This is a genomic window from Desulfosarcina sp. (assembly GCF_055467485.1).
Genome location: NZ_JBUOIV010000064.1, coordinates 18326 through 31004, shown reverse-complemented (window position 1 = coordinate 31004; position 12679 = coordinate 18326). Strand labels below are relative to the sequence as shown.

Genomic DNA, 12679 nt, shown 5'->3' with positions numbered 1-12679 from the left:
CACCGTCAAACGCCAGTTCCCCTGTGACCTGCTGGTGGCTTCCGCCGGCCTCACGCCCGTGACCGGCCCCTTCATCCTGGCTCAGGCCAAGATGGGCTACGACAGCCACACGGGGTATTTCCTGCCGACGACGCTGCCCGAAAAAATGTTTCCCGCCGGCCGTCTGACCGGGGTCAACAACCCTGCCGCCATCGAAGCCTCCGGCCGCCTGGCCGGCCTCAAGGCGGCGGCTGCCGCCGGTGCGGACATGGGCACGGCCGTCGCCGACGCCGAGAGGGCCGCATCGGTCCTACCCGGCCCGGAGCGCGGCTGCAAGCTGGTCACCGCACCGGTCAAGGGCCGCAAGAGCTTCATCTGCTTCGACGAAGACACCACCATCAAGAATATCAAACAGGCCATCGAGATGGGTTTCGATGTCCCTGAACTGATCAAACGCTTCACCTCGGCCGGCACCGGCCCGGGTCAAGGCGGCATTCCGGGGCACAACCTGCCCCTGTTCGTGGCCAAGTACACCGCTTCGATCAACACGCCGGTGCCCACCACGGTGCGTCCGCCGCTGGTGCCCACCTTCCTGGCCACCTATGCCGGATACAACCACCACATGTTCAAGCACACGCCGCTGCACGACTCGCAGATTGCCGATGGCGGCATCTTCCGCAACATCGGTGTCTGGCAGCGGGCGAGGTACTTTTCCGAGGATTTCGACTGCAAGGAAGAGATCCTCAACGTGCGCAACAACGTGGGTCTGCTGGACGGCTCGACCCTGGGCAAGTTCCGCATCCACGGTCCCGATGCCTTAAAGGCCCTGCAGCGCGTCTACGTGTCGGACATGAGCAAGGTCAAACAAGGCCGCATCAAATACTCGGCCATGTGCAACGACGACGGCTGCGTCATCGATGACGGCGTGGTGGTCAAGCTGGGAGAAAACGACTACTACTTCACCACCTCTTCCGCCAGGGCCGGCCAGACCGTGGAGTGGATCCGCTATCATACCCGTTTCGACGGCTGGAATTTCGCCCTGGTCAACCTGACCGACGCATTAGGCGTGATCAACATTTCGGGGCCTAATGCCCGCAAGGTGCTGGCCAAGGTCGTCGACGTCGATCTTTCCACTGAGGCATTTCCCTTCTCCGGGTACCAGGAGTTCTCGATCGCGGATACCGTTTTCGTGCGGGCCATGCGACTGGGATTCGTGGGCGAGCTCTCATACGAGCTGCACGTGCCCGCCTCCTACACCCAGGCGGTCTGGGACATGCTCAAGGAAGCCGGTGCCGAATTCGGCATCCGCAACTTCGGCGTGGAAGCCCAGAACGTGCTGCGCATGGAAAAGTGCCACGTCATTCTCGGCTCCGAATCCGAACAGCGCACCAACCTGCTGGATCTGGGATTGGGTTTTCTCTGGGACCGCAAAAAGGCCGATGCCAAGACCGTGGGGGCCGTGGCCCTGCGCCAGGCCGAAAAAGATGCCGGCCGGCTCAAACTGGTGGGCATCCGCATGGAAGACGACAACCGGCCCGCCCGCGACGGCGCGCTGATTGTGGACAACAAGGTTCGCGGCTACGTGGCCACCATGCGCAAGAGCTTTTCCACCGGCCAGGCCGTGGGGATGGCCCTGGTTGAGTCCCAGTTGGCGGACATCGGCACCCGGCTGGAAATATTCGAAGATGAATGCAACGGCGTGCGGCTGTATGCGAGGGTGGTTGCTACGCCGTTCTATGATCCCAAAGGCGAACGCATGAAATCCTAATTAAGATACAATCAATCTCAGTGTTAGGTTGCCCGTGTTAAGTGTTAAGCAAATGAATTCTATCGATTTTGACAAGAAATAGACCCGATCCACCACTTAACACTTAAAACTACGATAACCACCTGATCTCTCTATAAAACGATTATTGTACAAGATATGAGGTAGCTGTCATGACTGAAATTAAAAGACAATCGCCGGTGCAGTTCAAAGTCAGCCCCCGCAGCACCGAGGTGCGTGACAATTGGACCGTGGCACTGGAATACGACGAAGAGGGCCAGGGTCCCTGGCTGGTGGACCTGGCCCACAAGACCCGCTGGGACCTGCAGGACAGCAAGGTCGCTGAGCAGCGGCCCTGCGACCTGGACGTGCCGGAAGCGCCGGGTTCGTGCACCTTTGCCAACGACACCTTGGTCAACCGCATGAACCGCACCCAGGCCTCCATCTACCATTTAGGTGAAGCGGCGCCGTCCCTGCCCGATTTTGCAGGCTACACCGATGTCACCGAATCCACGGTCTTTCTGGCCCTGTTCGGCCCCAAGGCGTTTCATATCGCCGAAAAGCTGACTGCGCTGGACTTTCTGGACCCGGCCAAGCAGGCACCCTTTCTTTACCAGGGCCCCTTTTGTCACGTGCCCTGCCAGATCGTCACCCTGGAAAAGGCGGCCGACGGCAGCGGCGGGTTCGTGCTGACATGCAGCCGGGGATACGGCGACAGCATGATTCACGCCGTACTGGAAGCCGGGTCTGCGCTCGGGCTGCGGCCGGCCGGCGAAAACCGCTTTACCACCTGGATTAACGGCCTTCAGGGGTAGTTAAGGTGTGCTCCGGATATCGCACCGATCGGCATCACCGAACGAGGTCCTGGAGCGGCGATGGTATGTTTCACCCGCTTAGTTCGTTGTCCAGCGGGAACGCGTGCCAGCGTTCACTGTCGGCGGTTCGGGCAAAAGTGAAAAATTGTTTTCCATCAAATAGAAAATTTTTTTTCTTTTCAGTTTAATTTTTTTTACATTTTGTCGGCGTCGCCATGGCACAGGGTAGGTCATTCATCGCGACACCAATTTAATCACCTGTAATCATTAAAATATAACTTATTTCAAGATATCATCAGAAAAAAATCAGCTTTAGTTTATTTGCGGCGTTTATTTTGCATTTGTATTTTATGAAGCCTTACCCGATTCATCTTGAACGAACTTTTACGCATATCACTTGACGGAGGAAACCATGACCAAAAAGTATGACGCCATTATCATCGGGGCCGGGGTGATCGGTGCCCCCATTGCCTACGAGCTTTCCAAAATGGGCTACAAAACCATGAGCGTGGACAAACTGCCCGATGCCGGTGAGGGCTCTACGGCCGGTTCATGCGCCATCGTCCGCGCCCACTACTCCACCGAAGACGGTGTGGCCTTCGCCTACGAGGGATTCAAGTATTGGCTGGACTGGGAGAACTACCTGGACCACGTCAAAGACGAAAAGGGCCTGGCCAAGTTCATGAACACGGGATCGCTGCTGATCAAATCCCAGGGGCACAAGTGGCAGAACGTTAAAAAGCATTACGATGCCGTGGGCGTCCAGTATAAGGAATTGACCAACGATGAGATCCTTGAAATGATCCCCGTGCTCGACCTGCACGAGTTCTGGCCGGTTAAACGACCCGAGGATCCGGCCTTCTGGGAAGATCCCACCAAGATGCTCGAAGGCGGCCTGTTCTGTCCCGAGGGGGGGTATGTGAACGACCCGGCCCTGTCCGCCCACAACATCATGCGCGCCGCCGAAGCCAAGGGCGCCACGTTCATGTTCAACGCCGAAGTGGTCAAAATCCGCGCGGCCGAAGGCAAGGTACAGGGCATTACCCTCGCTGACGGCACTGAGATCGACGCCCCCGTCGTGGTCAACTGCGCCGGCCCCCACTCTTTCAAGATCAACCAGATGGCCCCCGGCGTCTGGGAAGGCTGCAACATCAAAACCAAAGCCCTGCGCCACGAGGTGATGTACTGCCCCGCCCCCGAGGATTACGATTACTACAACGACGGCTACCACCAGAGCGATGGCGACATCGGCTGCTACGTGCGACCGGAAGTGGGCAACATGTACCTCATCGGCTCCGAGGACCCGGAATGCGACCCGCAGGAGTGGGTGGACCCGGACGAGTTCTACGCCGGTAAGGGCGGCCACGGCCGGGACAACCAGCTCACCGAAGAGCAGTGGAAGGCCCAGTGCTATCGCCTGGGACGCCGCGTCCCCACCCTGAAGGTGCCCAACCAGCCCAAGGGTGTCGTCGACCTGTACGACTGCTCCGACGACTGGATTCCGGTCTACGACAAGTCCGACCTGGGCGGTTTTTACATGGCCGTCGGCACCAGCGGAAATCAGTACAAGAACGCTCCAGTGGTGGGCCGCATGATGGCTGAACTGATCGATGCCTGTGAAAAGGGTCTGGATCACGACAAGGAACCCTTCCAGTATAAGATGAAATACACCGGACGGACCCTGGATGTAGGTTTCTTTTCCCGCAAACGCGAGATCAACTACAACTCCAGCTTCTCGGTCAATGGCTAAGAAGACCGCCGCGCTTGAAAGACGGACTGATAGCTGCTAATTGAAAACGGGCCTGCACGTGCAGGCCCGTTTTTGGTTGCAGGCCAGTTCACCCGGGATCGGGAACGCAATCGGAAGATCGCCCGAGCAGAAGAGCCGATACCGATACCGACTGAGATAGCGATCCCGAAATGATCGCGTTATATTCACCAATTAGCTTTTCGCATAGGATTCAGGCGAGTTAAAACCTATGAACATTTACGTCTGCGTCAAACATGTCCCCGACTCCGCCGCCACCATCACCGTCGAAGGCAAGACCGCCATCAACGAGAAAATCACCTGGCTGGTGAACCCCTATGATGAGCACGCCCTCACCGAAGCCGCCAGAATCAAGGCGACCGGCATCGAGGTAGAGATCGTCGCCGTGTGCCTGGGCAAACCGGCCGCGGAGAATACCTTGCGCTCGGCCATGGCCATGGGAGCAGATCGCAGCATTCTGATCGAGACCGATCGACACCACGACAGCATCATCACCGCCCGCGCCCTGGCCGCCGCCATTCGCAAGGACGGTAACCCCTGGATCATCTTCACCGGCAAGGAATCCATCGACAGCGAAGGCATGCAGACCCAGTTCCGCCTGGCCCAAAACCTGGGCCTGCCCGTGGCCACCAACGTGGTCAAGGTGGATGCCGACAGCGACGGCGTGACGGTGGAATGCGAACGTGAAGCGGGCACCATCGACGTTTACCGCATGGCCGCTCCCTGCGTGATCGGGGCCGGCAAGGGGCTGAACAACCCCAGTTACCCGACGTTCCCGGACATCGTCAAATCCCGCAAGAAGCCGGTCAAAAAGATCGGCCTGGCCGAACTGGCCATCGACAAACCGGCGGCCGGTATGCAGATCCAGGAACTGGTGCCGGCTGTCGAGCAGCGGACCCCCAAAGCCCTTACTGGCAGCGCTGCAGAAATCGCCGCGCAGATAGTGGACATCCTCAAGAACGAAGCCAAGGTGATTTGACCATGCAACCTATCGGATTGCTCATCGAGTTCAAGGACGGGCAGGTCAAGCCGGCCAATTTCGGTATGGCCACCGCAGCCCGTGCAGATAACCGTCAACTGGTGGCCCTGGTTGTGGACGAATCGGTCGGCGATGCCAAGGCCGCACTGGAAGCCTACGGGGTGACCTGCGTCGTCGACATCCGCACCGACAGCAACGGCTGGAACCCTGCCGTGCATGCCGCCGCAGTGGCTGCGGCCATGCAGAAAATTGGCATCACCACACTGATCGGCCTGACCAGCCCGGCCGGCCGGGAGCTGCTGCCGCGCGTCGCCGCCCGGCTGGATGCGCCCCTGCTCATGGACTGCATCGACATCGACCTGGACGCCCACCGGGTGAAGACTTCCCAGTATTCGGGCAAGACCATCGCCGCCATCGCCATGACCGGCACGCATTTCATTTACGGCCTGCGCGCCAATGTCGTCGCCCCTGTGGAAGCGCCGGCAGCGGCGGAAATCGTCGATTTCTCCTTTGCGGCGGATCACGGCAGCGCCTTCGAGGTGATCGAGACCCGCAGCGACGGAAGCGGGTCCCAGTACCTGGCCGAATCGGACATCATCATCTCCGGCGGACGGGGGATGAAGAATGCCGAGAATTTCAAGCTGCTCTTCGACTGCGCCAGGCACCTCAACGCCGCTGTGGGCGCCTCCCGGGTGGCCGTAGACAACGGGTGGGTGCCCTACGCCATGCAGGTGGGCCAGACCGGTGTCAAAGTCAACCCCAAAGTTTACATGGCCGTGGGCATCTCCGGTTCCATCCAGCACTTTGCCGGCATGAAAACCGCCAAGACCATCATCGCCATCAACACCGATGCCAACGCCGCCATCATGGGCAATTGCGACTACTATGTGGTGGGGGATCTGTTCGACATCCTGCCGGCACTGGAAGCGGCGTTGGCGTCGGTAAATCGATAATACCAGGGGCCATCGCCCTTCGCCGGAACGCCTGGACAGCACCGGACCGGGTCGGCCGATGATGCCGGCGCACGCATCACCTTTGCCCCACCCCTTGTTTTTGTCACGCCTTATGGTTAAAACCGGTGCATGAAGCGAACCGAAATCAACCGTCTTTTTCCGACCGTCGATCCCGCCAGGATGTCCCTGGTGCCGGTACTGGATCGATTTCATGAAGGGGTCATCATCACCGACATCCACGGCGTCATCCTTTACATGAATGACACCCAGGCCAGGATTGACGATCTAAGGATCAACGATGCCATCGGACGGACCGTCACCGCGCTTTACCGGGTCGATGAGGGAACCAGCCCGACCATGACCTGCCTGAAAACCGGCAGGGCCATCGAAAACCTGGCCTGTTATTACCGCACCCATTTGGGGAAAGTGGTCAACTCCGTCCACAACATCTATCCCCTGCGTGCAGGAGGCCGCCTCATTGGCGCCATTTGCTATATCACCGACTACAGGAATATCGAACAAACCCTTGCTGCCATCAGCCGTACCGGACCGCCGCACTCCGTTTCCACGTTCGGCGTATCACCGGTAATCGGCCGGGCGAAACCCAAAGGGAACGGCACCCGCTATACCTTTGGCGACATCATTGGCGCCCACACGGATCTGCAGGCGGCGATGAAGGCCGCCCAGCTGGCCTCAGATTCCCCTTCACCGATCATGGTTTTCGGCGAAACCGGAACCGGCAAGGAGATGTTCGCCCAATCCATCCACAACTACAGCTCGCGCAAAGACCGGCCTTACGTGGCCATCAACTGTGCGGCCATCCCCGAGAACCTGCTGGAGGGCCTGCTCTTCGGTACATCCAAAGGCGCTTTCACCGGCGCCATCGAAAAGGTCGGACTGTTTGAAACCGCCGACGGTGGCACCCTTTTTCTCGACGAGATCAATGCCATGTCCCCGGGTCTTCAGGCCAAGCTGCTTCGTTTTCTCCAGGAACGCAAAGTCCGGCGGGTAGGGGCCATGCAAGAGATCGATGTGGACCTGAAGGTCGTCAGTTCGGTCAACGTTCTCCCCCAGGCTGCCATCGAATCCGGTTCGATGCGCGCCGATCTGTTTTACCGCCTGGCCGTGGTGTTCATCAGCATTCCCCCTTTACGTGATCGGATGGATGATCTGGATCGGCTGATCACCCATTTCCTGAACGAATTCAACGGTCGCCTGGGTAGGCAGGTTAAGGGAATAGCCATGGATGTGACGGATCGCTTCAACCGCTACACCTGGCCCGGCAATGTGCGCGAACTGGAGCATGTCATCGAAGGGGCCATGAATATGGTTGGCGAAGAACCAACCATCCAGATGCATCACCTGGCGGTACCGCTTCTCACAGAAAAACGGCGACAGGCAAGCGTTCCGTCTGCTGAACGTTCAGCGGACCGCAGCGGTCGTCGGTTCACCCCCGCCTTTTCGGCATCGCCAAAGGACCCCGCGCGTTCGGAGCTGACCCTCGCCGAGATGAAGACCAGGAGCGAAATCGCCAGCATTCAGGCCGCCCTGGCCGCCAGCCGGGGAAATGCCGCCGGCGCTGCCCGCCGGCTTGGGATTTCCCCCCAGCTGATGCACTACAAACTGAAACGGTTCGGTATCGACAGGCGGGCCTACAGGGGAACCCGGTTGGCAGAGCAGTGATGATACGGAAAATGGCAGACACCATCCACCAGACGTTGGAGGGACGATGATTTCAATCGAAAACGCGGGAAACTGCACCATTTTCAGGGTCACCGGCAACGTGACGGCCAATGAGATTATCATGCAGGCGGTACCATACATGACCGGCGGGCAGACCGACACGTCACTGTGGGATTTTACACGGGCGGGCCGGGTGAACATTTCCACGGCTGAATTGAAAGGCCTGGCCGGCAGTTTGAAGCAGGTCTCCGAAGACGGACGGGTCAGAAAAGTCGCCCTGGTGGGATCCAAAACCATCAACATCGGCCTGGGCAAGCTCTTTGCCGCTTTCGCCCAGATGGCCGGCTTGCCTTATACCTACAAGGTCTTTCGCAATCTGCCCTCTGCCATGGACTGGCTGGCGGACAATCCGGATTATAGCAGCGTCCAGCAAACCGGGAGGTAATGGGCGGTCAGGGCGGCCACGTGGCCGTCGAACCAGAAGTGGGCCACCGGCCAAGGGGTCTCATCGTAGGTCAAGGTCATGCGTGTGTCATCGACGATCGCCACGACCCGGCAGCGGGACAGGCCGACCATGCCCTTTCCCACGGCCTTGAGCACAGCCTCCTTGGCGGTCCAGAACCTGAAGAAGGCCTTCTGTCTGTCCCCGCCAACCAGTTGCCACTCATCCTCAGCGGCCACCTTGGCCAAAAGGGCGTCGTTTACCGGCCGGATCGTCTCCAGGTCCATGCCCACCGGCAGCAGGGACGCCACCCCGCCAACCATGTCGGATTTATGGGTCAACGACCAGTGGACGCCGCCGACCGGAAGGGGGACGCCCGTGTCGCTTTTGGGAAAGGCGTCCAGGTGAAGCCCGCTTTTTTCACACGATCTCATCAGCGCCGACCGGGCGAGACGGCTCAGGGCTTTGACCTTGTCCCGCCCCTTGAGGCGTTTGTCGGCGTCAGCGACCGGCATAATCACCGGAAAGATCTGGGTAGCGGCTTGCGTCATGGGCGTCAGGCCGACGTGTCGGTTTCTTTTTGAATGGTCAGGGCCATCTCGTAGACCGTTTTTCGCGGCAGGCGGTATTGTTTGGCAAAGGTCTTGGACAGTCCCGACAGATGGGCGCCGGGTTGAGCCAGCGCATCGCGAAGCGCATGGACCAGGTCGGCGTCGGAGATTGGAACTGCCGCTGCTGCGCCATCCACCATCAGCGTGCACTCTCCCTTGACTTCTGGACGGTCGGCCAGGACGACCCGGATTTCGGAAAGGGTGCCGCGGATGAATTCCTCGTGCAGCTTGGTCATCTCCCGCGCCAGCACCGCGGACCGGTCACCCATCACCGAGCTAATTTCATCCAGAAAACCCGCCACCCGTCGGGGGGATTCGTAAAAAACCAGTGTCCGGGATTCAGCGGCCAGCGACGCCAGCAGATCGATCCGTTTCCCCTTCTTCTTGGGGGGGAAGCCCAAAAATACGAAGGCATCCGTAGGCAGTCCCGATGCGCACAGGCCCGTGATCGCCGCCGACACGCCCGGGATGGGAAAGATATCCAGGCCGTGTTCGACCGCTGCGCGCACCAGCCGGTAGCCGGGATCGGAGACCGAGGGCGTGCCGGCATCGGAAACCAGGGCCACTGACGCACCGGACCGGATCTTATCGATCAGTTCCGGTGTCCGCTGATGTTCGTTGTGCTCATGACAGGAGATCAGGGGGGTGCGGATACGATAGTGCGACAACAGCCGGGCCGTGTGGCGGGTATCCTCGGCGGCAATCAGATCCACTCCATTCAGGGTCTTGATGGCACGCAGGGTGATGTCTTCCAGGTTGCCGATGGGGGTGGCCACCACATACAGGCCGCCCGGGCATCGAACCGGTTCCCGGTCATCCGTAAGCGAGGGCAAATGCATTCTTGACGACCTCGATGTCTATTTTCCCTGACGCGGTGTCGATGGCCACCACGTCGAAACGGGCACTGACCTCGGTCTGACCGGACCGTTTCAGGTAGTCCAGGGCTGCCATGGATATTTTACGCTGCTTGGCAGGGGTGACGGCACCTTTGGGGCTGCCGAACCGGCTCGTGTTGCGGGCTTTCACCTCCACGAAAACAATGGTTCCCTTCTCCCTGGCGATGATGTCGATCTCACCCAGCGTGGATCGGTAGTTGGTTTCGAGGATTCGATAACCCGTTCGTTTAAGGAACTCCGCGGCCAGGCGTTCGCTCCGTTTGCCGAATTGCTGTTGCCGGTTGAGCATAGTTGGATTCGTTGATTGATTCGTTTGATTGGTTTTAGCGGCTGTCCCCATCCTGCATGCCGGATTGTCGGCTGTTTCTATCAGCTAACCGCCATCAGCAATGAACGATTAAAGGTACTCGCGCACCCCTTTGAACGTCCGACGGTGGATGGGGCTGCATCCGTGGCGTACGATGGCCGCCCGGTGCATTTGGGTGGGATAGCCCTTATGCCTGCAGAAACCGAACTCAGGAAACAGGTCGTCCACCTGGGTCATGATCCGGTCCCGGGTGACCTTTGCCACGATGGAGGCGGCGGCGATGGAAATGCTCAAGGAATCCCCTTTTTTAATGGCCTGCTGGGACAGCGCCGAAGCGATGGTAAACATACCGTCGACCAGCAAATGGTCCGGGCGGGGCTGCAGGTTGTCCACCGCTATGGTCATGGAACGCAACGTGGCCTGCAGGATATTGATGCGGTCGATCTCGACCGGATCCACCACACCGATCCCGATGGCACTGGCAACGGCATACAGCCGGTCGTAAAGGCGGTTGCGCGTGGCCGGTGTCAGCTTTTTGGAATCGTCTATCCCCGGAAGGTCGGCACCGTCGGGCAGGATGACTGCAGCAGAAACAACGGGGCCGGCCAGGGGACCCCGGCCGGCCTCATCGATGCCTGCGACGATCTGATGGCCCATGTCACGGGCCTTTTTTTCAAATGCCCAGAGGTCTGATATCATGTGATCCGACCGTTTGCTGGTTTGCCGTCAAATCGGCGGCAATGCCCAAGGGCGGGAGTAGGCCGTGGTAACGATTTATTTGAATCGTTTCTCCCGGATCCTGGCCGCTTTTCCGCGCAGTTTGCGCAGGTAGTAGATCTTGGCCCGCCGCACCCGACCGCGGGTGACCACCTCGACCCGGTCGATGATGGGCGAATTCGTCGGAAAGACTCTTTCGACGCCTACACCGTAGGAGACCTTGCGGACAGTGAAGGTGGCATTGGCCATTCCTTTTTTCCTGCTGATGACGACGCCCTGAAACGCCTGGATCCGCTCTTTGTTGCCTTCGCGAATCTTCACATGGACGGTGACGGTGTCTCCCGGTTTGAAGTGGGGCAGATCCATTCGGATCTGTTCTCTTTCGATGTTCTTGATGATTTCCATGATAACTCCCGATAATAATGTTATGATTCAAAGCTGCATTCAGCGTCTCACTCAGGTTCATCCACCCAGCGCCCGGTCCAGGATGATTGCCACCGCCGATCTCACCGACAGATGATTGTATGTTCCCGCACCGGTCAGCGGATCCAGTATGAAATCGGCCTCAGCCATGAACGTGTCGGAAAGTCCCCAGGCGGTGCCGAAAGCCAGAACGATCGGTACGGCTTCGTCCAGCATTTCACGCAACCGCCGGTATGACAGGCTCCCCGCATGCCGTCTGGCCGTGGTGGCCACTGTTTTAGGCCGACACCCTTCCGCTTCGGAAATTTCCCCGATCATCTCGGCGACGGTGGCCCTGACCCGGACCAGTTCCAGCGCCTGCTGTCGAGTGGGGTTGTACCTGCCCCCCACGCCGGTGATCCAGTGGCCAAGGATACGGTTCACCAGCACCATCTGGTCTTCTAACGGGGTGATGACATAATAGCCGTTGACCCCATAAGTCTTGCACGCCCTGGCAATATCGTGCAGGTCCAGGTTGGTGACCGCCGAAGCGATCGTTTCCCCGTTCTTGTCGATCACCGGATGGTGAATCAGGGCGACATACAGCCGTTTAGCCGATGAGCCTGTCAATGTCCCGGCGCCATTTTTCCAGAATATCCCGCTCCTGCGGAGAAAAATCCCGCTGTGCCAAAAGGTCCGGCCGCTTCATGACCGTCCGCATCAGGGCGGTTTCCCTGCGCCACCGCTCGATCTCCCGGTGGTTACCGGACATCAGCACGTCGGGCACCGGCTCATCTTCGAAAGTCGGCGGCCGCGTAAAGTGGGCGTGTTCCACCAGTCCGTCACAGAACGTATCGCTTCCGGCCGATTCATCGTTTCCCAGCACTCCGGGTATCAGTCGGGCCACCGCATCGATCACCACCATGGCACCGACTTCACCGCCCGTAAGAACGAAATCGCCGATCGAAATCTCGCCATCCACATGCTGGTCGACAAACCGCTCGTCGACACCTTCGTAGCGACCGCAGACCAGGATGAGTCCATCCTCGGATGCCAGCGATAGCGCCAGGGCCTGATCGAAACGCCGTCCCTGCGGGGAAAGCAGCAGCGTCGTTGCCGACGGCATCGCCGCTTTGGCTTCGGCCAGCGCCGCTGCCAGAGGTTCCGGTTTCATCACCATTCCGCAACCCCCGCCGTAAGGCCGGTCATCGGTAATCCGGTGCCGCCCTTTGGCATGGTCGCGGATATTGATGGTCACGGGCTTTATTTTTTGCCCCTGAACCGCTCGCCGGATAATGCCGTGATTCCAGAACGGGTCGAACAGTTCAGGAAAAAGGGTCAGTACGCAAACGTCCATGGTTC

General features: G+C 59.3%; 13 protein-coding genes and 1 pseudogene. 7 read left to right on the top strand and 7 right to left on the bottom strand.

The window, feature by feature from the left end; translation table 11 throughout:
* From ACZCED_RS21240 to ACZCED_RS21210, 7 genes are all read left to right on the top strand, one after another.
* Positions 1-1747: glycine cleavage T C-terminal barrel domain-containing protein (locus ACZCED_RS21240; protein WP_464861652.1), on the top strand; the 1747-nt coding region annotated here is incomplete at its 5' end.
* 170 nt (positions 1748-1917) lie between these two features.
* Positions 1918-2559 (top strand): sarcosine oxidase subunit gamma SoxG, encoded by a 642-nt coding sequence (locus ACZCED_RS21235; protein WP_462969641.1) that lies wholly within the window; start codon positions 1918-1920, stop codon positions 2557-2559.
* Between the two features lie 412 nt (positions 2560-2971).
* Positions 2972-4309: an NAD(P)/FAD-dependent oxidoreductase gene (locus tag ACZCED_RS21230; RefSeq protein WP_464861651.1), complete on the top strand. Its 1338-nt coding sequence runs from the start codon at positions 2972-2974 to the stop codon at positions 4307-4309.
* A 229-nt stretch (positions 4310-4538) separates the two neighbouring features.
* Positions 4539-5306, top strand: coding sequence for an electron transfer flavoprotein subunit beta/FixA family protein (locus ACZCED_RS21225; RefSeq protein ID WP_464861650.1), 768 nt, complete (start codon positions 4539-4541; stop codon positions 5304-5306).
* Between the two features lie 2 nt (positions 5307-5308).
* Positions 5309-6259, top strand: coding sequence for an electron transfer flavoprotein subunit alpha/FixB family protein (locus tag ACZCED_RS21220; RefSeq protein WP_464861649.1), 951 nt, complete (start codon positions 5309-5311; stop codon positions 6257-6259).
* A 129-nt stretch (positions 6260-6388) separates the two neighbouring features.
* Positions 6389-7942 (top strand): sigma-54 interaction domain-containing protein, encoded by a 1554-nt coding sequence (locus ACZCED_RS21215; protein WP_464861648.1) that lies wholly within the window; start codon positions 6389-6391, stop codon positions 7940-7942.
* 46 nt (positions 7943-7988) lie between these two features.
* Entirely contained in the window at positions 7989-8387 is a 399-nt protein-coding gene (locus ACZCED_RS21210; RefSeq protein WP_462969636.1) for a hypothetical protein, read from the top strand.
* Here ACZCED_RS21210 and ACZCED_RS21205 read toward each other — a convergent pair.
* From ACZCED_RS21205 to trmD, 7 genes and pseudogenes are all read right to left on the bottom strand, one after another.
* Positions 8357-8935 carry a 4'-phosphopantetheinyl transferase family protein gene (locus ACZCED_RS21205; RefSeq protein WP_462969635.1) on the bottom strand — a complete coding sequence of 193 codons (579 nt, stop codon included), beginning with the start codon at positions 8933-8935 and terminating at the stop codon, positions 8357-8359. The genes ACZCED_RS21210 and ACZCED_RS21205 overlap by 31 nt on opposite strands.
* A gap of 5 nt (positions 8936-8940) precedes the next feature.
* A complete protein-coding gene (gene rsmI / locus ACZCED_RS21200) occupies positions 8941-9834 on the bottom strand; it encodes a 16S rRNA (cytidine(1402)-2'-O)-methyltransferase (RefSeq protein WP_462969634.1) in 894 nt (297 codons plus the stop codon).
* Positions 9809-10180 (bottom strand): YraN family protein, encoded by a 372-nt coding sequence (locus ACZCED_RS21195; RefSeq protein WP_462969633.1) that lies wholly within the window; start codon positions 10178-10180, stop codon positions 9809-9811. Before ACZCED_RS21195 ends, rsmI begins: the two co-directional genes overlap by 26 nt.
* Before the next feature lie 108 nt (positions 10181-10288).
* A pseudogene (locus tag ACZCED_RS21190) lies at positions 10289-10900 on the bottom strand (ribonuclease HII); the annotation flags it as partial.
* A gap of 72 nt (positions 10901-10972) precedes the next feature.
* Positions 10973-11320, bottom strand: a complete 348-nt coding sequence (gene rplS, locus ACZCED_RS21185) for a 50S ribosomal protein L19 (protein ID WP_462969632.1) — start codon at positions 11318-11320, stop codon at positions 10973-10975.
* A 57-nt stretch (positions 11321-11377) separates the two neighbouring features.
* Positions 11378-11947 (bottom strand): RNA methyltransferase, encoded by a 570-nt coding sequence (locus ACZCED_RS21180; protein ID WP_462969631.1) that lies wholly within the window; start codon positions 11945-11947, stop codon positions 11378-11380.
* On the bottom strand, positions 11928-12674 hold the full coding sequence (trmD, locus tag ACZCED_RS21175) for a tRNA (guanosine(37)-N1)-methyltransferase TrmD (RefSeq protein WP_462969630.1): 747 nt from the start codon (positions 12672-12674) through the stop codon (positions 11928-11930). Before trmD ends, ACZCED_RS21180 begins: the two co-directional genes overlap by 20 nt.
* Positions 12675-12679 lie beyond the last annotated feature (5 nt).